19 protein-coding genes and 1 tRNA gene are annotated in these 24,605 nt (G+C 30.5%); 6 read left to right on the top strand and 14 right to left on the bottom strand.

Features of this window, described 5'->3' with window-relative positions; genetic code table 11:
- Nucleotides 1-8: 8 nt before the first annotated feature.
- The 4 genes from B5464_RS09515 to B5464_RS09500 form a co-directional block, all read right to left on the bottom strand.
- The gene (locus B5464_RS09515) at nucleotides 9-356 is read right to left on the bottom strand and encodes a hypothetical protein (protein WP_079738170.1); all 348 of its coding nucleotides are present in this window, start codon (nucleotides 354-356) and stop codon (nucleotides 9-11) included.
- A 4-nt stretch (nucleotides 357-360) separates the two neighbouring features.
- Nucleotides 361-693, bottom strand: a complete 333-nt coding sequence (locus B5464_RS09510) for a YtxH domain-containing protein (RefSeq protein ID WP_079738169.1) — start codon at nucleotides 691-693, stop codon at nucleotides 361-363.
- A 215-nt stretch (nucleotides 694-908) separates the two neighbouring features.
- The gene (pckA, locus tag B5464_RS09505) at nucleotides 909-2,519 is read right to left on the bottom strand and encodes a phosphoenolpyruvate carboxykinase (ATP) (RefSeq protein ID WP_079738168.1); all 1,611 of its coding nucleotides are present in this window, start codon (nucleotides 2,517-2,519) and stop codon (nucleotides 909-911) included.
- Nucleotides 2,520-2,612: 93 nt separating this feature from the next.
- Nucleotides 2,613-2,993, bottom strand: coding sequence for a DUF423 domain-containing protein (locus B5464_RS09500; protein ID WP_079739009.1), 381 nt, complete (start codon nucleotides 2,991-2,993; stop codon nucleotides 2,613-2,615).
- 72 nt (nucleotides 2,994-3,065) lie between these two features.
- Here B5464_RS09500 and B5464_RS09495 point away from each other — a divergent pair, with 72 nt between their 5' ends.
- Nucleotides 3,066-4,436: a saccharopine dehydrogenase family protein gene (locus B5464_RS09495; RefSeq protein ID WP_079739008.1), complete on the top strand. Its 1,371-nt coding sequence runs from the start codon at nucleotides 3,066-3,068 to the stop codon at nucleotides 4,434-4,436.
- Nucleotides 4,437-4,445: 9 nt separating this feature from the next.
- On the opposite strand, the gene B5464_RS09490 is transcribed toward B5464_RS09495, so the two are convergent.
- From B5464_RS09490 to B5464_RS09475, 4 genes are all read right to left on the bottom strand, one after another.
- The gene (locus tag B5464_RS09490; protein WP_231963589.1) at nucleotides 4,446-5,168 is read right to left on the bottom strand and encodes a tRNA1(Val) (adenine(37)-N6)-methyltransferase; all 723 of its coding nucleotides are present in this window, start codon (nucleotides 5,166-5,168) and stop codon (nucleotides 4,446-4,448) included.
- Between the two features lie 84 nt (nucleotides 5,169-5,252).
- A tRNA-Ser gene (locus B5464_RS09485) sits at nucleotides 5,253-5,339 on the bottom strand.
- Nucleotides 5,340-5,341: 2 nt separating this feature from the next.
- A complete protein-coding gene (gene rimM, locus B5464_RS09480; RefSeq protein ID WP_079738167.1) occupies nucleotides 5,342-5,866 on the bottom strand; it encodes a ribosome maturation factor RimM in 525 nt (174 codons plus the stop codon).
- A 19-nt stretch (nucleotides 5,867-5,885) separates the two neighbouring features.
- Entirely contained in the window at nucleotides 5,886-6,419 is a 534-nt protein-coding gene (locus B5464_RS09475) for a 30S ribosomal protein S16 (protein ID WP_077811145.1), read from the bottom strand.
- A 305-nt stretch (nucleotides 6,420-6,724) separates the two neighbouring features.
- Between B5464_RS09475 and B5464_RS09470 the strand changes: the two genes are divergently transcribed.
- Nucleotides 6,725-7,171 (top strand): PA2169 family four-helix-bundle protein, encoded by a 447-nt coding sequence (locus tag B5464_RS09470; RefSeq protein WP_077811144.1) that lies wholly within the window; start codon nucleotides 6,725-6,727, stop codon nucleotides 7,169-7,171.
- A 162-nt stretch (nucleotides 7,172-7,333) separates the two neighbouring features.
- Nucleotides 7,334-7,960 carry a Crp/Fnr family transcriptional regulator gene (locus tag B5464_RS09465; protein ID WP_231963587.1) on the top strand — a complete coding sequence of 209 codons (627 nt, stop codon included), beginning with the start codon at nucleotides 7,334-7,336 and terminating at the stop codon, nucleotides 7,958-7,960.
- Between the two features lie 34 nt (nucleotides 7,961-7,994).
- Here the strand turns inward: B5464_RS09465 and B5464_RS09460 are convergent, their stop codons facing one another.
- From B5464_RS09460 to B5464_RS09450, 3 genes are all read right to left on the bottom strand, one after another.
- Nucleotides 7,995-9,035, bottom strand: coding sequence for an alkaline phosphatase D family protein (locus B5464_RS09460; RefSeq protein ID WP_079738166.1), 1,041 nt, complete (start codon nucleotides 9,033-9,035; stop codon nucleotides 7,995-7,997).
- Between the two features lie 11 nt (nucleotides 9,036-9,046).
- Nucleotides 9,047-10,051 (bottom strand): endonuclease/exonuclease/phosphatase family protein, encoded by a 1,005-nt coding sequence (locus B5464_RS09455; RefSeq protein ID WP_154066958.1) that lies wholly within the window; start codon nucleotides 10,049-10,051, stop codon nucleotides 9,047-9,049.
- Nucleotides 10,052-10,120: 69 nt separating this feature from the next.
- A complete protein-coding gene (locus B5464_RS09450) occupies nucleotides 10,121-13,282 on the bottom strand; it encodes a carboxypeptidase-like regulatory domain-containing protein (RefSeq protein WP_231963585.1) in 3,162 nt (1,053 codons plus the stop codon).
- Between the two features lie 286 nt (nucleotides 13,283-13,568).
- Here B5464_RS09450 and dnaE point away from each other — a divergent pair, with 286 nt between their 5' ends.
- The 3 genes from dnaE (at nucleotide 13,569) to B5464_RS09435 (ending at nucleotide 20,029) form a co-directional block, all read left to right on the top strand.
- Entirely contained in the window at nucleotides 13,569-17,909 is a 4,341-nt protein-coding gene (dnaE, locus tag B5464_RS09445; RefSeq protein WP_079738164.1) for a DNA polymerase III subunit alpha, read from the top strand.
- A gap of 133 nt (nucleotides 17,910-18,042) precedes the next feature.
- On the top strand, nucleotides 18,043-19,377 hold the full coding sequence (locus B5464_RS09440; RefSeq protein WP_079738163.1) for a D-arabinono-1,4-lactone oxidase: 1,335 nt from the start codon (nucleotides 18,043-18,045) through the stop codon (nucleotides 19,375-19,377).
- The gene (locus B5464_RS09435; protein WP_079738162.1) at nucleotides 19,355-20,029 is read left to right on the top strand and encodes an HAD family phosphatase; all 675 of its coding nucleotides are present in this window, start codon (nucleotides 19,355-19,357) and stop codon (nucleotides 20,027-20,029) included. The genes B5464_RS09440 and B5464_RS09435 overlap by 23 nt, the downstream gene beginning before the upstream one ends.
- Here the strand turns inward: B5464_RS09435 and gldA are convergent.
- From gldA to B5464_RS09420, 3 genes are all read right to left on the bottom strand, one after another.
- The gene (gene gldA, locus B5464_RS09430; RefSeq protein ID WP_079738161.1) at nucleotides 20,026-20,922 is read right to left on the bottom strand and encodes a gliding motility-associated ABC transporter ATP-binding subunit GldA; all 897 of its coding nucleotides are present in this window, start codon (nucleotides 20,920-20,922) and stop codon (nucleotides 20,026-20,028) included. The genes B5464_RS09435 and gldA overlap by 4 nt on opposite strands.
- Nucleotides 20,923-20,961: 39 nt before the next feature.
- Nucleotides 20,962-21,732 (bottom strand): hypothetical protein, encoded by a 771-nt coding sequence (locus B5464_RS09425; protein ID WP_079738160.1) that lies wholly within the window; start codon nucleotides 21,730-21,732, stop codon nucleotides 20,962-20,964.
- Between the two features lie 73 nt (nucleotides 21,733-21,805).
- Nucleotides 21,806-24,598 carry a carboxypeptidase-like regulatory domain-containing protein gene (locus B5464_RS09420; RefSeq protein WP_079738159.1) on the bottom strand — a complete coding sequence of 931 codons (2,793 nt, stop codon included), beginning with the start codon at nucleotides 24,596-24,598 and terminating at the stop codon, nucleotides 21,806-21,808.
- Nucleotides 24,599-24,605 lie beyond the last annotated feature (7 nt).

Raw genomic sequence — 24,605 nt, 5'->3', positions numbered from 1 at the left:
TTTTATATTTAATTAAAAAATACATCAGACATTTTACTAATAACTTTTTTATCTAAAGTTTTTCTAAAAAGATAACAAAGCAATGCAACAACAATTATAATTCCTGCTACAGCTAAATACCCTAAAGCACTACTGTTAAAAAGATCTCCTAATGCTATTGCTGCCGATATTGATAAGAAAACAAAGCCAATAAAAGCCAAACCTCCTATTAAAAGTATTTTAGCAATCATACCTATAGTTAAGGCAGATATTTGAAACGCTTTTAATTTTGCATGCTCGTAAGATTTTGCAACAAACTCTTTACCAGCATCTGTACCTTTGTCTGCAGAATTACTAAAACTTTTAAAAATGCTCATCTATTTAGACAGATTTTTGTAATTTTTTATTTTTCTCTTTTAACTCTTTCAGCTTTTTCTCTAAAGTAGTAATTACATCTTCTGCTTTATGACTAACGTTAGAAACTACATTTTCTAATTGCGTATCTAAAGTTTCTTTTTTGTCTGAAACAGTAGAAGAAACTTGACTTTGCAATTCAGAAGCCCTTTCTGTCATTTTGTCTTTTGCTGCGATTGCTTCTTCAGAAATTCTCTTTCTTGTTTTTTCTCCTTTATCTGGTGCAAATAAAATACCTAAGGTTGCCCCTATAACTGTACCTGCTAATAAACCTACTACTGTGTTACTACTATTGCTCATATTTATTTTTTTTATGGTTAACTTTCTCTGTTATTCTAATTATTGCAATTTCTGTACCATTATAAGTACACTACAAAGATAATTTGAAAGAGTAGTTTACATTAACTCTATAACTTCAAATCTTGACTCAAACCAATTTTTAATGAAAAACATGCTTAAAAACACAAAAAACACCTCAAAAAGAGGTGTTTTTAATAAAAAAATATGTTTTTTTTCTAAAAAGCATAACGCTGTGGTCCTCCTCTGCGGATGTCTTCACTAGCTACATCTTCAAATTGTTTAAAGTTGTGTCTAAATGCATTTGATAATTTAAAAGCTGTTTTATAGTAGGCTTCATCATTGTTCCATGTAGCTCTCGGACTTAATAATTCTGTTGGTACACCAGGACAACTTCTAGGTTGCGCTACGCCAAAAACAGAGTGAATATGATAATCTTCATATGTGTAACTTCCTAAATCACCGTTTAAAACAGCAGAAATCATTGCTCTTGTATATTTTAATGGCATTCTTCTACCAACACCATATTGTCCACCTGACCAACCAGTATTAATTAACCACACGTTTACACCTGCATCTTTCATCTTCTTACTAAGCATTTCTGCGTATTTAGTTGGATGTAAAGGCATAAAAGGCGCACCAAAACACGCAGAAAAACTTGGTGTTGGTTCTGTTACACCTGCTTCTGTACCTGCAACTTTAGCTGTATAACCAGATATAAAGTGATATGCAGCTTGGTTAGGTGTTAATTTAGATATTGGAGGCAACACACCAAAAGCATCTGCTGTTAAAAAGAAAATATTTTTAGGATTTTTACCAATTGATGGTTTTTTAATATTTTCTATATGATAAATTGGATAACTAACTCTAGTATTTTGTGTTATTGATATGTCTGCAAAGTCTATTTCACCTTTATCGTTCATAATAACATTTTCTAAGATTGCTCCTTTTTTAATGGCTCCAAAAATTTCTGGTTCTTGCTCCTTAGAAAGGTTTATTACTTTGGCATAACAACCTCCTTCAAAGTTAAAAACAGAGTTTTCTGCAGTCCAACCGTGTTCATCATCACCAATTAAACTTCTATCTGGATCTGTAGAAAGTGTTGTTTTACCTGTACCAGATAATCCGAAGAAAATAGCCGTATCACCATCTTTACCAACGTTTGCAGAACAATGCATTGGTAAGGTGTTTTTATAGACTGGTAAGATAAAATTTAAAGCAGAAAATATTCCTTTTTTAATTTCACCAGTATATCCTGTACCACCAATTAAAGCAATTTTTCTTGTAAAGTTTAAAATTGCAAAGTTATGCTGACGTGTACCATCTACCTCTGCATCTGCCATAAAACCAGGTGCATTAACAACTGTCCATTCTGCATCAAATGTTTTAAGTTCTTCTTCTGTAGGTCTTAAAAACATATTATGAGCAAACATATTACTCCAAGGATATTCGTTTACAACGCGAATATTTAATTTATAATCTTCGTCTGCACAAGCATAAGAATCTCTTACAAATAATTCTTTATCCGAAAGGTAATCGGTTACTTTGTTATAAAGTGCATCAAATTTATCAGCGTCAAATGGTAAGTTAATATCACTCCACCAAACTTGGTCTTTGGTAATATCATCTTTTACGATAAACCTATCTTTTGGCGATCTTCCTGTAAACTCTCCGGTATTAACCGCAATTGCGCCTAAAGAAGATTCTACACCTTGTTCTTTTTCTAAAGTTTCTGCATGCAGTTCATCCGAAGTTAATTGGTAACGAACAGTTGCATTTCTGATTCCTAAATTTTCTAACGAAATCGATTTCGTATTTAGATTTATCATTTTTATAATTTTAGTTGTGTTTCTATTATTACACTACAAAATTAAACAATATTTTTTTACAGAAAAGTTATTTACCTCTTTTTTATGAATATATTATTTATTTGATATTTTTTTTACGAATAGTGTAATCATTAAAATCCAACCAATTATAAAAAACAAACCACCCAGTGGTGTTACAAACCAAATAGATTTTGCCGTAATTGAAGTTAAATTTATGGCATAAATAGAACCCGAAAAGAATAAAATTCCTAAAAAGAAAAATAGACTTATCTTATTTTTTTGAGAAATTGAAAATCCGTTATAAGTATTTACAAAAAGTAAAACTATTACATGATACATTTGATATCTAACCGCTGTTTCGAAACTAAGCAACTCTGTTGCAGATAAACTTTCTTTTAATGCATGTGCGCCAAAAGCACCTAAAACAATAGCCAAAGCACCAAGCACGGTAGTAATAATTAAATTTTTAAACATTTTTAATGGTTTTTGTTTAATTTTAAACAATTAATGTATATTCGTATTACATACAAAAATACATCTTATTCCATGAAAAACATCCTAATTATTGGCGCAGGTAAATCTAGTTCTTCTCTTATAAAATATCTATTAGACAAATCTGAACAAGAAAATCTCTACATTATAATAGGAGATGTATCTGTTGATAATGCAAAAAAATTAATTGGAAAACAAAAGAATGTAAAAGCTATTCAATTGGACGTTTTTGATCAAGAAAACCGCTTAAAGTGTATTGAAAATGCAGATATTGTAATTTCTATGTTGCCTGCAAGATTTCATATTGAAGTTGCAAAAGATTGTATCAAATTAAAAAAACATTTGGTAACCGCTTCTTATATATCCGAAGAAATGAAAGCCTTAGATTCTAAAGCAAAAGAAAATGGTTTGGTATTTATGAATGAAATTGGTGTAGACCCAGGAATTGATCACATGAGTGCAATGCAAATTCTTGATAAATTAAGAGAAAAAAATGCCAAATTACTTTTATTTGAATCTTTTACAGGCGGATTAGTAGCACCAGAAAGCGACACTAATTTATGGAATTACAAATTTACTTGGAATCCGAGAAATGTAGTTTTAGCAGGACAAGGCGGTGCCGCAATGTTTATACAAGAAGGAACTTACAAATACATACCTTATCATAAGTTATTTAGACGTACCGAGTTTTTAAAAATTAATGGAAGCGGAAATTTTGAAGCCTATGCTAACAGAGATTCTTTAAAATATAGAAATGTTTACGGTTTAGAAAACATACCAACAATGTACAGAGGCACCATTAGAAAAGTTGGTTTTTCTAGAGCATGGAATATTTTTGTACAATTAGGTATGACAGATGATACATACATCATAGAAAATTCTGATAAAATGAGCTACAGAGATTTTGTAAATCTATTTTTAGCGTATTCACCTTCGGATTCTGTTGAACTAAAACTACGTTCTTATTTAAAAATTGATCAAGATGATATTATGTGGCAAAAATTAGTTGAGCTTGATCTTTTTAATCCTAAGAAAATTATTGGTTTAAAAAACGCAACCCCTGCACAAATGCTGCAAAAAATTCTCGAAGATTCTTGGACATTGCAAGAAGATGATAAAGACATGATTGTTATGCAACATTTATTTGGTTACGAATTAAACGGAGAAAAAAAACAAATAGAAAGTAGCTTGGTTGTTATTGGCGAAAATCAAAAATATACTGCTATGGCAAAAACCGTTGGTTTACCGGTTGCAATTGCTGCTTTAAAGATTTTAAAAGGCGAAATTAAAACTCCGGGAGTACAACTACCTATTTCTAAAGAAGTGTACGAGCCAATTTTAAAAGAATTAGAAAATTACGGAATAAAATTTAAAGAAAAAGAAGTGCCTTATTTAGGTTATAATCCAAATAACGTTATTGGCTAACGTAAAAATTTACATATTTAAATAAAAATCTTTTGTAAGATTTTTATAAGCTTCTGTATATTCATGTCGAGAGATTTCTATTGTTAAATTTTCTAACGAAAATTCTTTTTCAATAAAAGAAAACTCTAATAAACTTCTTTTAATTTCTGATGTTTCTGTGCCTTTAACTCGGCAAATTCTAGTAGGAAATAAATGATTTTTTTTTGCTAAATCAATAAAACTCGTTTCTTCTTTAAAAGGAATAATTACAGAAAAAACACCCGATTTAGATAAAATTTTTGCTGCATTACTTATTAAATCTTCAAATGATAAAGCCGATGTAAATCGAGCTTTATTTCTGGCATTGTCATCGGTTTCGAAATTATCTGTATAAAATGGCGGATTAGAAACTATAACATCATACTCTTCTTCTTCCTCCTCTATTTCGTCTGCAAATTCTTTAAAAGTTGCATTGTAACAATACAAACGGTCTGCCCAATCAGATTTTTCAAAATTATCTACACTTTGTTCGTAAGCACCTTCATCAATTTCTACAGCATCAATAGTCATTGCATCACAACGTTGTGCTATCATTAAAGAAATAACACCTGTACCAGAACCAACATCTAAAACAGTATCTGGATACTCACCTAAAGAACACCATGCTCCTAATAAAACACCGTCTGTACCAATTTTCATGGCAGTTTTATCTTGATGCACCGTAAACTCTTTAAATCTAAATGGTTTTGACAAATTATTAGTTTTTTAAACTAAAAATTCTGTGTTTAATTACACAGAACTTTTTAAATAATTAAATTTTAAATATATTTTTTTTAGCAGAGAGAAAGGGATTCGAACCCTTGGTACCGTTACCAGCACACTACCTTTCCAGGGTAGCCTATTCGACCGCTCTAGCACCTCTCTTTTTATAGATAAAGTTCTATAAGTCCGTTAGGAGTTTCTACTTCTATAGTTTTATTTTCTCTATCAACTTTTTTAATAAAATCGTCTACCATTGGTATAAATACCTCGTTACCATCTCTATCGATTTCAAATAATGGTTGAGCAGCTTTATCATTTATATGAACAATTGTACCAACTTCGCCAAAATTAGCATCAACCACTGTAAAACCTATTACTTCGTGGTAATAAAACTTATCTCCGGTTAGTTTTGGTAACATTGTTGTGGGTAAATAAACACCACATTTTAAAATTGAATCTGCTTCTTCTTCAGAGTAAACATCTTCAAACTGCACACGTAGTTGATTACCTTTATGTAGCGAGCTTTTATCAATAAAAAATGGAACCAGGTTTGTGCCAAATTCGACATAAACTGATTCCATATTTTTGTACAACTCGGGTTCGTCTGTATCTAACTTGATAACAACTTCTCCCTTAAAACTATATTTTGTTACGATTCTGCCTAAATAAAAACAATCTTCTTTACGCATATTCGTATAACTTTATAATTTATTCTGCTGCTTTTTCTGCTGCTTCATCAATAGTTTCTGGAGCCGCTTCTTCTGTAGCAACTTCTTCAGCAACCTCTTCTACAACTGGTTTAGCTGCTTCAATTCTTGCTTCGTTAACTGCTTTTTCTGCTGCTAAAGCTGCTGCTTTTGCATCAGATTGAGCTTTAGATAAACCTGCTTCTTTATCAGCAATTTTTGTAGACTTTGCCTCTAACCAAGCTGCAAATTTTGCATCTGCTTGCTCTTGAGTTAAAGCACCTTTTCTAACACCACCAGCTAAATGATTTTTTAACATTGCACCTTTGTAAGATAAAATGTTTTTTGCAGTTTGCGTTGGTTGTGCACCATTTTGTAACCATTGTACAGCTTTATCTACATTTAAGTTGATTTCTGCAGGGTTTACGTTAGGATTGTAAGTACCAATTTTTTCTAAGTATTTACCATCTCTTTTTGCACGAGCATCAGCGGCAACGATCCAATAGAATGGTTTCCCTTTTTTACCGTGTCTTTGTAATCTGATTTTTACAGACATAATTTGTTAATTTTTTAAGGTTCTCGACCTTGATTATTAATAATCTTACCATCTCGTGGTAAGTGGGCGCAAAAATACAACTTTTTTTCTATTAATCAACTATTATATTGGCTCACAATGATTTTGATAAAAATGTTAAAGCTTAACCCGCTATTTTAACATTAAGACCGTTAAAAATAGTTAAGAAATCACAAACCTTGTTAAACATCTTTTATCTTCTAATTTAGCTTGTATCTTTGAGTTGCAGATGCGAAACAATACACATCTATAAAGAACGATATTGAAATTAAAATGAAAATGACACAATGAAGTACACAGAAAAAATTTCGAATAAGTTAAACGAATTACTAGAGAAAAATTACGATGCAGAGAAAGGATATTTAAACTCTGCAGAAAACGTAGAAAGTTCTAATTTAAAAATTTTCTTTAAAAATAGAGCTTCAGAAAGAAGTCAATTTGCTAAAGAATTAAGAACAGAAATATTGTCTTACGGCCAAATTCCGGAAGATGACGGATCTTTTAAAGGTGCAATGCACAGAAACTGGATGTCTTTAAAGTCTTTATTTAGTACAAATGATGAAGAGGCAATTTTAGAGGAAGCTTTAAGAGGTGAAAAAGCAAGTTTAGAAGAGTATAAAGAAATTTTAAAGGAAGATGCTTTTGCACCATCAACAAGAAAAATGTTAGAACAACAACAGCAAAAAATTCAATCAGCAATTAATATTTTAATGGTCGAAGAAGAATTAGCATAGTTAATAAATAGTAAAATTTGAATTTGATAATAGTTAGTTAATTAAAAGTCAATCCTTAATTGGATTGGCTTTTTTTTATAAAATGATGTTAAATAATAATTGCTTAACATTAGAGCATGCTTAAAAATTTACATTTATCTGCTAAATCAATTAAACAACATAATGAACGATATTAGACCGATTAATAAAGGTTTTGAAGATTTTAAGCTTTTACCCTATTTACAAAGTTTAAACAAACCAATTAATGATCAATTAATATTTGAGATTGATGTAAAAAAGAACGATTACATCTATTTACCACCAAACAAAGACAATTTTATTTACGAAATAATAACAGGTGCCGTAAAATTAGGTGGCTATTCTGATGACGGTGATAGTTTTGTATATGAAGTTTTACCTCATAATGAGTTTTTTGGTAATTTAAAATATCTAAATGGTATTTTTCATGAATACGCAAAAGCTTTAATCGATTGCAAAATAAGATTATATGACTTAGATTTTTTTAAAAACTTAACCACAACAGAACCCGCTGTTACAAATTGGTTTATTTCTTACATTGTAAAAAGATGGTGTTCTGCAGAGGTAAAATTAAAAACGATTAAAGAAAAAAATATTGAAGATAAAGTAAAGTCTTTGCAAGAATATTACAATATCGAAGTTACAAATACAAAAGGACAACGTTTTTTATTGAGTAATCTACTTTCTAAAAAAGACATGGGTGACCTTATTGGAGTCACCCGTCAAACTGTTGCTACAACACTTCAAAAAGAAAAACAGCTCGTCTTTTAAATACTAAAATAATAATTAGAGTAAGCGCTTTTAATTATTTTAATGGATAAACTTGCTCTATTTTTTGCTGCAAAGTACCATCTCCTCGCATTTCCATTTCTACACTATTTTTGTCAAAATTAATTTTTAACACTCCGAAACTTGTTGACGAAACAACCTTACCAATTCTTGCCGGATTGTATTCTTTTGTAAAATTCTTACTCGCATGCGTCATTCCACTAGAAGTAAAATCAATTAACGGATATGCTAAACCACTTACTTCTTCTTTAGAAAACTCTGATATATGACGATCTCCAGATAATAGAATTACATTATTAGCTTTTGAAGACACAATTACATCTAACATTTTTTTACGTTCTAACGGAAAATTTGCCCATTTTTCATACGGATGCTTTTCTGCTATAACCTGAATACTACTTAAAATGATATTAAACTGTGCGTTAGAATTAACTAATTCATTTTCTAACCAAGCCCATTGTTTCTCACCTAAAATAGTACGATTATCTTGATCTCCGTTTACGCTTTTTTTACTGATATCTGTTCTAAAATAACGAGTATCTAACAACATAATTTTCACGGAACCTTTAGCCGTTTTTATAACTTCAGAATGATAAACGCCTTCTCTATTTCTTCTAGCAGAGTTTTTATCTACTCCTAAGAAATCTAACAATAACTCTTGACTTTTTTCTTTTTTCGGATATTCTACACCCGCATCATTTGCACCAAAATCATGATCATCCCAAACTCCTAAAATTTTTGTTTGTTTTAAAAGAGCATCATAACCTTTTTGCTTTTTCTGAAGATTATAATCTGCTTCCATTTTAGCCATATCTTCTGTATCTGCATAAATAATATCTCCTCCCCAAAGCCATACATCTGGGTTTACAGCTGCAACATCATCCCATAATAAATTCTTTTGATTCGGTTTGTTACAAGATCCAAAAGCGAGTGTAAAATCTGCAGTTTTATCGTTTGTAGATTGTTTTGAAGTTGTATTGTTTTCAGTTGATTTAAAAGTTGTTTTACATGAATATACTGTAAAAGCAACAAATACTATTATTATAATTTTTTTCATTGATATTTTTTCTAATTAATGTTAAATTTCGCTACAACAGGTAAATGATCACTAATAATGCTCATTTTATTTGCATTGTATAATTGAGGTACACTTGCAGATTTTTGAATATATTCTTTAAACATATTTGTGTTTATCAAGATATAATCTAATCTACGTTTAGGATCTTTAGAATTGTGCGTCATGATGTTTTTTGGCAAAGGATCGATAAATCTTTCTTTCTTCACTTTTTCATTTAAAAACATATTTATTTCTTCACTGTTTTGTACACTATTAAAATCTCCAAGAACCATAATATTTTTATTCTTATCCTCTTTTAAAAAACGCTTAAACTGCTGTTTTAAAAAGTTAATCTGTCCTTTTCTCATTGCTATATTTCTATCTCCTCTACCAGCTTTTAAATGAACTCCCGTAAGAAGAAAATTATAATTTTTACTTGGATACACTTCTATAGACCACATTCTGGTATTTAAATTATTTTGAGTTTGCGCTAATCCGTTTTCATCTTTATAATTTAAAACAGGCGTTGTTACATTACCATAACCATATATTACACCCAAAGGCACTTTGCTCATTACAACTACATTCATATACCAACCATGACTTGGTATATCTGCAAAGTATTTATATCCTAAGTTTTTCAATTTAGTTGCTACTATATTTTTTAAAAAGCTAGCACTTTCAAACTCCTGAAGCACAACAACATCTGCATTTATCTTAGTTAAAGCATCCGCTAGATAAGCTACTTTATTACTCATTAAAGAGTCTGGGTTATTCTCTCTTTTAGAATCTATGTAGGGGTTATCGAAAGCATCCACAAAATGCTCTACATTCCATGTTAAAACTTTAAAACTTTTTTTATTTACAAACTTATAATCAACAGGTAAAACGGCTCCGGTTTTATTTGCTAGATAATTTTCTTTAGCAAAAGAATTATCTGTATTGATAAGATTTTTAGATTGAGAACAACCAATAATCATTAATAAGGTTACAACTATATATATACTATATTTCATAAATTACATTTTGTTAAAAAAAGGCCTGATAAAAATTTACCAAGCCTTAAAAACTAAATCAACACTATTTTAATTAAAAGAATATCTAACACCTAATTGTAATCTCCATGGAGTTCCATTAATTGGTTCTGTACCCGCGCCAGTTTGTACACTATAAGTATAACTTTTGGTATTTTGATCGAAACCAGTGATATTCATAAAATTCCTTCTTCTACTAAAGTTATTTGTTCTTCCCCATTCTTTGTTAAGTAAGTTCATAAAATTGAAAACATCTGCAGAAAACTCTAAAGCACTTTTAGAACCATTAAATTCAATTTTTTTCTGAAGACGAAGATCTACAGTTGCTCTAAATGGGTTTTTACCACCATTTCTTTCTGCAAAACCTCCAAAACTTTCTCTTAAATACTCTTTAAAACCATCTGTAGTTTCTGGATCGTTTAAAATTTCGTTGTAATCATCTACAATATTTTGTGGTGTACTTGAATCTGCTGGATCGTAGATATATGCAATATCATTGCTCAAGTTAAAATCTCCGTTTGCACTTTTGTTTCCTGAAGTATGTAAAGAATATCTAGATCCGCCAGTACCAACAACAGTAGCACCTAAGGTAAAACCTTTCCAAGTTGGTGTTGCTCCGTTTACAACAAGTTTAGTATCAAAATGATTATCAGAATACCCATAATTTAAATCTCTAGGATCTCCTGTAACAGGTAAAAAAGTAGATGTATTTGCAACACAACAGTTGTAAGAAGAATTATCTTTAGAACTATTTACGGTAAAACTTGCGTTTAAATAACCATCTTCACCAATTTTTGCAGAACCTTCTACAACTAAAGCTAAATTATCTAAAATTCCATCAGAATTTAAAACCAACGTTCTTCCAACTAAATCAGAAGCTCTTGACGCCGTCCAATCTGCTCTACCGTTTGAAGGAATTGTATTTGCAGGCACAAAAACTTCTCTTCCTTCTGGCGTTACAAAATAAGGCTCTGAAACTAAATTAGCTTCTTGATAAACATAATTGTTCTTAGTGTGACTAAAAATTGCATTTACACCTAAACTATATTTATCTCCGAAAAAGTGTGTATAATTTACGTTTGCCTTGTATATTGTTGGAATTTCGAAATCTGGACTTACAGCATTTATTGTAGAAAATGGTGTAACACCTGCTGGCACACCAGGAACTGTATTTGGATCGTTTCTGTAACCAGGAAAGTCTGGAGAAGGAACATCTGCACCTGTAACATCAACTGCACCAATTAATGTTCCGCTATTTTGTATATTATTTACTTGCGCATAATAATGTGGCTGAGAAGTAAAAATACCTCCACCAAGTTTTAAAATATCTGTGTCTTTTCCTTTTATATTCCATATTAATTGAAACCTTGGTTGAATATTATCAAAATCTTCTGGCTTTACATCTGTACGAATTCCTAATTCTTGAAAAACTAATGGATTAAATTCTGCCGAATTAACAAATGCTGTTGCATCATATCTAACGCCTGCAGAAAAATTTAAATTAGTGTTGATATCAAATTCTACTTGTCCGAAAACTGATAAATCTAAAACGGTTTGCTTTACCAAAGTAGAACCTTGTAACGGAACTTCTCTTGCAAATCTAGACGGATTTAAGTTATCGAAATCATCTAAAGAATCGAAGAAAAAACGACCATTTTGCTCATTTGACAACTGCGTTTCTAATGCAGTTATCATATTATCTGTACCAAAAGTAAAATTAAACTTTCCTTTAGTTAAATAGGTTGTGTTAGAAATTTGTATTTGATTTTCTAAATTTGTTTCTGGTGTAAAACGCTGTCCACCTAACTGCACACTTCTATTACTTGTTTTTCCGTTTGGCAAAACAGATTCTACTTGTACAATTGCTCTTGGTATGTTTTGAGAAGGCAATTCAGAATTCGGACTAAATATACGTTCTGCACGTTGATATTGTACTTTAAATTCATTGGTTACACTTGGCGTAAAAACAGAACGTAAAGACAAAAACATACTATTTTCTTTTGATACAAAATCAGAAAAAGATTCTGCAATCTCAATACTAGAATTATCACTTACACTAAAAGGATTGTCCCATTTATTATACAAATTTCTAAATGTTAATCTATGCTTATCATTTATTTGCCAATCAAGTCTAAAAAACAGGTTATTTGCCTCTGTTACTCTATCAAATTGACCAATTTGCTGTGAATTACTTACACCATATTTATCTCTACCAATCTGTAAAAATCTATTTAAATTATCTTCAGTTATTCCTAACCTATTCGCATCGTCGTCACTTTCTATATTTGCGATAAATTGAGGATCACCGGCATCTTGTCTTTCGTAAACTAAGAAAAAATGTAATTTATCTTCAATTATTGGTCCTCCAATACTTAAACCAGATTGCGAATTGTAAAAATCTGCACTTCTTTCTTGACCTTGTATTGTATATTGACTCTGTAAATTATCTGCTCTGTGATAAAAAAATGCACTTCCTTCAAAATTATTTGTACCAGATTTAGTAACCGAAGTAATAGAGCCACCACCTTGTCTACCTTGCGTAACGTCATAATCGTTTGTAGACACTTCAAATTCTCTAATTGCTTCTTGAGAAATTGTATAAGGTCCACGACCAATTTCTCCTGCTGTTAGTGTATTTCTAAAATTTACACCATCAATAGTAACATTTGTAGACGTTCTTCTTTGCCCACCAAGATTTATGCTTCCGCCACCCTGTAAAGGAGACAGACTTGTTAATCTTGTAAAATTTCTTCCTTCGGATGGTAAATTTTTAATTTGACCTGCGCCTATTTTTGTTGAAGCGCCTACTTGTTGTATTCTTTTTACAATACTATTTGTAGAAATTACAATTTCACTTAAAGAAGTAGTAGATTCTTGTAAAGTAAAATCTAAAGAAATTGCATCGTTAAGGTTTAACATAAAACCTTTTTTTACAGCATCTTGAAAGCCCAAAAATTTAGCAGTTACATTATAAGGACCACCCAAAGGCAATTGCTGTATTTTATAATTACCAGTTTCATTAGTTGTTGTACCAGAAGTAAAACCAGTAGTCGTGTTTTTTACAATTACAGTTGCACCCATTAAAGGCAATCCTTCTGCATCTATAATTTTACCTTTAACAGTCGCATTTGTAGCCTGACCATAGGTTTGATTACTGTTTAAAAACAACACACCAAAAGCAAATAATGCTACAATGGTTATTCGTGTTTTCATTATTGATAGTTTCATAATTTAAATAAAAGTTAGGTTTTTAATTAACCTCAAAACTATAATCGAAAACAGCATAACCGATGTTAAATATTAACATTGATAAAGACTTAATATTAACTTAAGATAGATTTAATATTAAAAAGAATAACCAAAATCGCTATTTTTAAGCAATAAAAAAGTAGTTTTTAATGTTGATAAAAGATTGCATTCTTAGTCTAAAAATCAATAACAAAACTCTAAATTTACAGTCCTTTTCAAAAGAATAAAATCATCAAACTAAAAGCAATTTATGTACTTAATTTTTGATACAGAAACTACTGGTTTACCAAAAAGCTGGAACGCACCAATTACCGATACAGACAATTGGCCAAGGTGTATTCAAATTGCATGGCAATTGCATGACAAAATGGGAAATGTGCTAGAACACAACGATTTTCTTATTCAGCCAGATGGTTTTAATATTCCGTATGATGCAGAAAGAATTCACGGTATTTCTACTGAATTGGCAGAAGAACAAGGTATCAAATTAGATAAAGGTTTAGAACTTTTTAACGAAGCTTTAAAAAAAACAAAATTTATTGTAGGTCAAAATGTTGGTTTCGATATTAATATTATGGGATGTGAGTTTCATCGATTAGGTGTAGAAAATAACTTAACCTCTTTACCTCTTTTAGATACTTGTACAGAAAAAACAGCTACCATGTGTCAAATTCCTGGAGGTCGTGGAGGAAAATTTAAATTACCAACATTAACAGAATTACATAATCACCTTTTTGGTGTTGGTTTTGGTGAAGCTCACAATGCAACTGCCGATGTTGAAGCAACTACACGTTGTTTTTTAGAGTTGATTCGTTTAAGAGAATTTACGCAAGAAGAATTAGATGTAGATGCAGATTATTTTAAGAATTTCTCTGAAGCAAATCCGAAACCAATTCAAGTAATTGGTTTAAAACACATCAATCTAAAACAAGAAAGCGATAAGATTCGTAAGCGTTTAGAAAAATTAAAAGGAGTTTCAGAAACTAAATCTACATCAGAAGGTTTAGCAGAGTTAAAAGATGTACAGTTTTCTCATTTACACAATCATACACAATATTCTGTTTTACAAAGTACCATGCAATTGGGTAATATTGTAAAAGCTGCAGCAAAATATAACATGCCTGCAGTTGCTATGACAGATACTGCAAACATGATGGGTGCTTTCCATTTTGTAAACGCAGTTTTAAGTCATAATAAAAATGCCGAAACTCCTATGAAACCAATTATTGGTTGCGAGTTTAACATTTGTGAAGACCATAAAAACAAATCACAAAAAGACAACGGATATCAAGTAGTTTTATTAGCAAAAAATAAAAACGGATATCATAATTTGGCTAAAATGTCTTCTGCAGCCTTTGTAGATGGTTTTTATTATGTACCAAGAATAGACAAAGCTTTAGTAGAAAAATATAAGGAAGATATTATTGTTTTAACTGGAAATTTATATGGTGAAGTTCCTAGTAAGATTTTAAATTTAGGTGAAAAACAAGCAGAAGAAGCTTTACTTTGGTGGAAAGAACAATTTAAAGACGATTTTTATATCGAATTAATGCGTCATGATCAACAAGACGAAAAAATTGTTAACGAAACTTTACTTAAATTTTCTAAAAAACATGATATAAAAGTTATTGCGACAAACAATACTTTTTATCTAGATAAAAAAGATGCCAATGCACACGATATTTTATTGTGTGTAAAAGATGGTGAAAAACAAGCTACGCCAATTGGTAAAGGTCGTGGTTATAGATATGGTTTGCCTAATCAAGAGTATTATTTCAAATCTTCAGATGAAATGAAAAAACTCTTTGCAGATTTACCAGAAGCCATTATCAATATTCAAGAAATTGTAGATAAAATAGAAATATTTACGCTTGCTAGAGACGTTTTATTACCTGCTTTTGATATTCCAGAAGAGTTTTTATCCGAAGAAGATAAAATCGACGGAGGAAAACGAGGAGAAAATGCTTTTTTAAAACACCTAACTTTTGAAGGTGCCAAAAAACGTTACGGAGAAATTACAGAATCTATCAAAGAAAGGTTAGATTTTGAATTGGAAGTTATTGAAAAAACAGGATATCCTGGTTACTTCTTAATTGTTGAAGATTTTATTAGAGAAGCCAGAAATATGGATGTTGCAGTTGGTCCTGGTCGTGGTTCTGCCGCAGGTTCTGTAGTTGCATATTGTCTTTGGATTACAAATATAGATCCTATTAAATATGATTTACTTTTCGAGCGTTTCTTAAATCCAGAACGTGTTTCGATGCCCGATATTGATATTGATTTTGATGATGAAGGTCGTGGTCGTGTAATGGATTATGTAATTGACAAATACGGCGCAAACCAAGTTGCACAAATTATTACTTACGGTACAATGGCTGCAAAATCTTCTATTAGAGATACTGCCAGGGTTTTAGATTTACCGTTGTTTGAAGCCGATAGAATTGCAAAATTAATTCCAGGAATTAAACTAAAAAATATTTTTGGTGACGATCCCAAAAGTAAAGGAAAAGTTGATGGTTTAAGAGCTGAAGAAAAACAACTTGTAGAAGAACTAAGATCTATTTCTTATGGTTCTGATTTAGCATCAGAAACTATAAATAAAGCAACAATATTAGAAGGTTCTGTTAGAAATACTGGTATACATGCATGTGGTGTAATTATTACGCCTGGTGATATTACTAATTATGTTCCGGTTTCTTTGGCTAAAGATTCCGATATGTATGTTACCCAATTTGACAACTCTGTGGTAGAAAATGCAGGTTTGTTAAAAATGGATTTCTTAGGATTAAAAACGCTTACTTTAATTAAAGATACCGTAAAAATTGTAAAAGCTAGACATGGCGTAGAATTAGATCCAGAAAACTTTTCTTTAGATGATGTAAAAACATACGAATTGTTTCAAAGAGGAGAAACTGTTGGTGTTTTTCAATATGAATCTCCCGGCATGCAAAAACACATGCGTTCTTTAAAACCAACGGTTTTTGCAGATTTAATTGCAATGAATGCTTTGTATCGTCCTGGTCCAATGGAATACATTCCGAGTTTTATCAATAGAAAACACGGAACTGAAGATATTGAGTACGATTTACCTGCCATGGAAGAATATTTGGCAGAAACGTATGGAATTACAGTTTACCAAGAGCAAGTAATGCTTTTATCGCAAAAATTGGCAGATTTCACCAAAGGTGAAGCCGATGTTTTACGTAAAGCAATGGGTAAAAAGCAAATTGCCGTTCTAGATAAAATGAAACCTAAATTTGTAGAACAAGCTGCTGCAAATGGTCATGATCCTAAAAAACTAGAAAAAATCTGGAAGGATTGGGAGGCGTTTGCAAGTTATGCTTTTAACAAATCGCATTCTACTTGTTATGCTTGGATCGCATATCAGACTGCATATTTAAAAGCGCATTATCCAGCAGAGTATATGGCATCTGTACTTTCTAATAACATGAACGATATTAAATCGGTATCGTTCTTTATGGAAGAATGTAAACGAATGGGACTAGAAGTTTTAGGACCAGATTTAAATGAATCTTACTTAAAATTTTCTGTAAATAAAGAAGGAGCTGTTCGTTTTGGTATGGCTGCTGTTAAAGGAGTTGGTGCAAGTGCCGTTAGAGCAATTATTAAAGAAAGAGAAGAAAACGGAAACTATACTTCTATTTTCGATTTAGCTAAACGTGTAGATTTAAGAGCTGCCAATAAAAAATCTTTTGATAGTTTAATTAAAGCAGGTGCTTTCGATTCTTTTACAGACACACACAGAGCGCAATATTTTGATACTGACGAGAAAGGACAAACGTTTTTAGAACGCGCCATGAAGTTTGGTAGTAAATATCAAGAAAATGAAAATTCTGCACAAGTTTCTATGTTTGGTGAAGCTTCTACTGTTCAGTTTCCTGAACCAGATATTCCGCAATGTGAAACTTGGGGAACTATGGAATTACTTTCACAAGAAAAGGAAGTTATCGGAATTTATATTTCTGCACATCCATTAGATGATTTTAAAAATGAACTTAAATTTTGTAACGCTTCTTTAAAACATTTTAAAGGTGATCTTGCAAAATATGTTGGTATGAACATGGCTTTTGCAGGTATTATTACTGATGTACAACACAGAGTTTCTAAGGCAGGAAAAGGTTGGGCAGCTTTTACAATAGAAGATTATGGAGATAGTCACGAATTTAGAATTTTTGGTGAAGATTACTTAAAAATGAAACATTTCTTAGTACCAAATTCATTTTTATTTGTAAGATCTACAATACAACCTGGTTGGACGAATAAGGAAACAGGTGTTGCTGGTGAACCAAGATTAAAGTTTACAGAAATGAAATTACTTCACGACATTATGGATGAGCTTTGTAAAAAAGTAACTATTCAATTACCGTTAAGTGACATTAAAGAGGATACTATTTTAAATTTAGAATCTATTCTAAAAAACAAACCAGGTAAACAAAACTTAAACTTTACAATTTGGGACGAAAAAGAAAAATTAGAAATCAGTTTGCCAAGTAGAAATACAAAACTGCACATTACTAATGAGTTATTAGCAACTTTAGAAAAACAGCAAATTAAGTATAAATTAAATTAGTAAAACTTATAAAATTGACCTATATAATAAGTTTTAACTATGAAACTATAGCTACTACAAATCAAAAAAAAAACAAAATAATAGTAACATAAAACTATTTATTACTATTTTTGTTTAACAAAAATAGAATATCATGAAACAAAAAGAAAACGGAGTTTGGGTAAGTTGGAATGAAAACTTAAAGCACAATTATAAGTCTTTATTTAAAATCACCACAGAAAATGAACTACAAGATGTAATTGCAAACAATGATAAAATCCGTTTTTTTGGAAACAAACAGTCCTCTGCAGATATTGCAGCAGGTACCAATGCTTTGTTAGACATGAAAACCTATAACAAAATAGTTTCTTACAATTATAACGACAAAACAATTACTGTGCAATCTGGCGTAATTTTAGGTGATTTGTTAGAAGCTATCGAAAAAGTTGGCTGGTGCATACCTTGTTTGCCAGACATTAATACAGTTACAGTTGGTGGTGCTTTGGCTACAGGAACGCATGGTACAAGTGGTAAACTTTTATCAGAATACATTACCTCTTGTAGATTGGTTTTGGCAGATGGATCTGTTAAAGAAATTAAGAGTTCGGATGAGTTAATGAATGCTGTAAAAGTTTCATTAGGAATGTTAGGAGTGCTTTCTGAAATAACTTTTAAATGTGAAACAGAGTATACTTTACATGTTAAAGAACGCCCTGAAAATGATAAAGAATGGTTACCAAAAATAAAAGATCGTTTAAAACAGCACGATTTTTTACGTGTTCTATGGTTACCTCATACCAGTAAAGGTTATGTTATAACTGGAGATAAAATTGATAAGGACAAAGAAATTAATGTAAACAACGGACCTAAGTATTTAAAACATAGAAGAACAGCTTCTAAAATTTTATATAAATATTCGCATAAATTTCCTTGGATTACGGCAATTGCAAACAATATTTTAGCTAAAGCTTTTTTTAGTTCGAAAAAAGAACACAAAGGTTCTTTATATCAAGCGACAGTTACAAAATCTAGAGGTTCTACTCTAGAATTAGCAGAATGGACTGTAGGTTTAGACAAATTTCCGCAAGTTTTTAAAGAGTTAAAAGAAGAAGTGAATAAATGGGACAATAAATCTTTTATTCACATACCTATGGATGTACGTTTTGTACAAAAAGACAACGCTTGGTTAAGCTACGCTTACAAAGAAGATATTGTTACAATGGGTTGTGTATCTAGAAATGCTGCTACGGCAGATACTTATGAGGCATTTAAAAGTGTAGAAAGAATTTTTCTTAAACACGGTGGTAGACCACATTGGGGTAAAAGGTTTGCGGCAAAAGATGCGCAATTATCTAAAATATATCCTAAATGGGAAGATTTTAAAGAACTAAGAAGAGAATTAGATCCAACAAATAAATTTTTGAATCCTTATTTATCTAAATTGGTAAATGAAAAGAAGTTAGCAAATGTTAAAAAAAGTATTGCCTAAAGGTTTTTTATTCGATTTTGATGGCGTAATTGTGCATAGTTTTAAAAGCCACGGAAATGCTTGGGCTAGTGCTTTTAAAGAATTATTTAATAAAGAAATCCCTCCTTTTCCTAAAAGTCATGCCGGTAAATCTCCAATGGTAATTGCAGCCTATTATTGTAGCACAATTGGTCAAGAAAATAAAGCCGAGGAATTGTTTTTACTAAAGGATATTCATCTTGATAAATTTTTTACGATTCCGGACTTATTACCCGGAGTTAACGAATTTACAGATTTTTTATCCAAAGAAAATATACCTTATGGTATTGCTAGTAATGCAACTAAACAGTTTTTAAAAAATAGTATTACCCATTTAAATCTAAATTTTACTACTGTATTTGGTGTACAGGATTATGAAAAACCTAAACCAGATCCAGAGGCATATAAAACTTTAGCCAGAGCATTAAACTTTAATGAAGAAGATTTTAAAGATTTATGGGTTTTTGAAGACAGTTTAACAGGCACAAATGCAGCAAAAGCTGCCGGTATGATTCCGATAGGAATTACAACACAATATACAGATACAGAACTTAAAAGCGCGGGAAGTAGTATAACTTTTCCAACACTTTTAGAAGCATACAACTATATAATAGAAGAAATAACTAATGATTAATCATTAGTTATTTCTCTAAAAAAAGTTTCTAAATTTTTATTCTGCTTATTTAGACTTAAAATTTTCAGACCGTTTTCTTGAGCAAAATCAAAAATTACGGGTCTCATATCTTGTTCACTTTCAAAAGTAATATACCAAGTATTGTCGTAATTGTTTTTGTAAGAAACCACGTTTTGTAGTCTACTTATAAATTGTTCTTCGATTTTATAATCAAAAGTAACTTCTATAATTTGCTCTTTGGTTTGTGTAAGTTCTGCTAATTTTTTATCAATTAAAATCTCACCTTTTTTTATGATAATTACTCGATCGCAAACAGCTTCTACTTCTTGCATGATATGTGATGAAAACAAAACAGTTTTATTTTTTCCTAACTCTTTAATTAAAGCTCTAATTTCTACTAATTGATTAGGGTCTAAACCTGTAGTAGGTTCATCTAAAATTAAAATTTCTGGATTGTGTAAAATTGCAGCTGCTAAACCAACTCTTTGTTGATAACCTTTAGACAGTTGATTATTTTTTTTATGTGCTTCTGCAGTTAAACCAACTTTTTCTATACAAATATTAACTTCTGATTTATCGATTTTATGAACTGATGCTTGAAACTGCAGATATTCTTTTACATACATATCTGTATATAAAGGATTGTGTTCTGGTAAATAACCGATGATTTTTTGTACTTCTAAAGGAAATTGTTTCACATCAATTTCATTTACAAAAACCTCACCATCAGTAGGTTTTATAAAACCCGTTAAAATCTTCATTATCGTAGATTTCCCTGCTCCGTTAGGACCTAAAAAGCCTACAATTTGTCCTTTTTCCGCAGCAAAAGAAACATTATTTAAGGCTTTTTGAGTTTTATATATTTTTGAAACTGATTTTACATTTATAGACATTTAAAACCTCTTTTAATACAAAACGGTATTACGTTTATTTTAGTTTGTAGTTTTTGATAAATTTAATCGAATTTTTCGAACATTCTTCATTCGAGACCAAGCTATTTTATGACGTTTTTTATACAGCCAAAGTGTGCCTAAATCTAATAAAAAATAGAAAAAACTTATACCACTTGGCGGATTGTGACTTGGTAAAAAATCGAATATTCCCCAAGCCGTAGATGGCCATTTCCAACATAAATAATTAGTACCTACAATTTCTAAATAAGCTACAGTTATGTACATAGATAGATAAAACAATCTTTCTCTTGGCTTCTTTCTTAAGATTAAAATTGTTGCAATAGTCATTGCAAAACCAAAAACATCATTTCTAAAAATTAAGAAAACAGTTGCATAAATCAATATAAAAATTGTGAAAAATTTTTCTAGCTTAATTTTATTTTTAATAATTGATGATGCTTTAGAAAAGTATAAAACGGCTACATAAACCAAAGCATGACCTGGTGGCACGTAATGAGGCACGTTACCCAATCTGTAAGAATACATACCCATAACAATAGAAAACAAATACTCGCCAATAATACCAATTAAAACAGCGTAAATCATTTGTTCTTTAACTCTTTTATTTACTCTCCAAAAAGTAATTAAAAAACCAATCATCATGCTAATAGTTGCATACAACTGTGCATTATCTGTAATTTCTACCATGTAGAAACTATCTAAAAAAAGACCAAAACCTATAAATAAAAATAGTGCTCCTAAACTTTTAAAAGTTGCAATAAAAGGAGACTTTGTAGCTAACAAACTCATACGGCTAAAATAATTAAAGTAAATAAAAAAAGGCTCAATTTCTTGAGCCTTTTTAATTTTATACTAAAATGTTTTATAATTGATATCTTACCCTAAAAGTAACTAACCTAGGCAAAATAAAAGTTTCGTTAATCGAATTTGAAATGTTTCCATTATTAACACTTACTCTCGATTCTGTTCCTAATATGTTACTTGCTTGAAACTCATACTCCCACTTTGCATCTTTATCTTTTCTATATGATAATGATAAATCCCATATTTTAAAAGAATTTTGATGCTGACCATTTTGTCTAACTTCATTGTAAGTAAAATCAGAGGTTAACGTTAGAGAATTCCAAATATAAGCATCAAAATTTATAGAAGGTGCATGCGTAACAGATTTAAAATTAGAAACATTATTTGTGCTTAATTCTGTTCTGTTTTGATCTGAAAAAGAAGCTCTATAGTTTAAACTAACATTAGGTGCTTTTGTATAGTTTGTTCTAATACCTGGAGTAATAGAATAACTTTGGGTATTTAACTTTGTAGTTTCCGTACCAAATAATTGATAGGCTTGAGAATCTGAAAAGCTTGCTGCCAAACTTGTTCTAATTTTTCTAAACGTTTTTGTAAATCGACCGAAAGCACTAATAGATTCTATATCATAAGGCAGGTTTAAATTAGTATTAGTAGAAACATTAGATCTTATATTTGGGTTATTTGCGTCTGGAACAAAATCTGCAATTGAAGCAATTTGCTCCATAGTTTTGTTATAGTTTAATCCTCCAAAAACAAACATATTGTTAAATAAATTAAAGCTACTATAATTTAAACTCATAGATTCTACTCTAGCATTCATAATATCATTATTTCCAAAGAAAAATGAATTATAACTTCTAGCAACGATACCTTCTGCTAGTTGATTTACATCTGTAAAATTAACTTGTTGCCTGTAATTGAAACGTAAACTTTCACTCTTTTTAAATTGAGCAATAATGTTTAATTCTGGTAAAATTTTAGTGAAAGAATCTTTAAAATCTGTTATTGCACCAACTTGGGTATTATTAATATTGTAAGAATGTGCCGTAAAACCTGGCCTAAAAGTAAAAATACCTGCTTTAACACGGTAACGCATACCTGCATAGATATCTGTAAAATTGTATTCTACATCATTTGAAGTACTTGGGTTTGCTAAATTAGGAATATTTAAAGTTGGATCTAATGAACTGCCATTATCTAAAAGTTGAAAAAACCTAGAATCAAAGTTTTGCTTACTTAAAATAGTACCACCTACAAAATTAAAGTTGCTTTTATTATTTATAATATAATAGTAATCTAATTTTGCATCTAATTGATTAGATTTTACTCGTCTGTCTTGTTCTAAAGTATAAAACTGTTGTGATTTATCTAAACCTAAAACATCTGCTGCAGAATCAAAACCATCTACATTATTGTTTGGATCTTGATCTAAATTCTCTATAGAAGATACATAAAAAGGATCTTCATCTTGCAATTGATGTTGTACTTCTAGGGCAAAAATATTGTTTTCGTTTGCTGTATAAAAGTAACTTAAATTCTGATTGATTGTAAATGGTGTTGCGCGCTCGTTTTCTACAATTGGCACATTATTACCTATTATTTGAGATGTACCATTATCTAATCTAAACTCGTTTGTAAAGCGACCATTTAAATCGTAATTTAATTGATTGTTTATATTTTTCTTATAGATCGTTTTAAAGTTAAATAAACCAGAATTACTAGTTTGATCTGTTGTGTTATCTGTAACATCATCTGGTATAGATGGATCATTATAATCTATAATATTTCTATTTCTTTGTCCGTTACTATTACTAGACCAAATTAAATAACCACTAAAATCTAATTTTTTGTTTGGCGAGTAGCTAAAGTTTAAAGCGGTTAGTTTTGTTTCTATTCTATTTGCATTTCTAGCATTTGGTGTTAAAAAACCAATGCCAGCACTTGCTAAATTTATATTTGTTCCATTTGACGGACTTTGACTTCTAAAACCTCCGCTGAAACCTCTTAAATCTCTTCTATTTAATACTGCTTCACCTAAATTATTGATATCTCCAATTACATTTAATGTATATTTTGGATTGTAATAAAATAGTTTGGGCTGAAACAAGTATAAATCATCACTTGGTGTAAATCCAGCACCTGCATAGACATCTCCAAACCAAAAATTCTTTTTCCCTTCCTTTAATTTTATATTAATAGCTACTCTATCTTGATTATTTTGAACTCCGCTTAACTGATTTACATCAGAAAAATTTCTTAGTACTTGTATTTTATCTACCGCATTAGAAGGGATATTTTTAGATGCTAATTTTGTATCTCCACTAAAAAACTCTTTACCATCTACAGTAATTTTTTCTACGACTTTACCTTCTACCTCAATTTGACCATCATCATTAATTTCTACTCCGGGTAATTTTTTTAATACATCTTCTAGTTTTCGTTCAGAACCATTTTTAAAAGAATCTGCATTATACACAATTGTGTCTCCTTTTATGGTAACCGGCATTTTAGATACAATTGTAATTTCATCTAAAGAATTATCTTCTTTAAGTGTAATATTTTTTACTATATCCTCTGATTTAGTTTCTACAACAAAATCTACAGTTTTAAAACCAATGTAACTTATTTTAATTTCGAAAGTTTGATTTTTATCTAAATCTAATTTATAATTTCCTTTTGCATCTGTAAAACCATATGATGACATTTTTTTTGTTGCCTTGTTTACAGCTAAAATGTTTGCCATTTCTAGAGGTGAGCCGATACTATCTTTTACAACTCCTGTAAGAGTAACTTGCGCACTAGAAATAAATGAAACCATAAAAATGGTTAATAGTAGTAATTTTTTCATTGTGTAT

It is taken from the genome of Polaribacter sp. KT 15 (assembly GCF_900143115.1).
GTDB classification, from domain to species: domain Bacteria; phylum Bacteroidota; class Bacteroidia; order Flavobacteriales; family Flavobacteriaceae; genus Polaribacter; species Polaribacter marinaquae.
The sequence above is the reverse complement of the archived record's forward strand: the minus strand, read 5'-3'. Positions and strand labels throughout refer to the sequence as shown.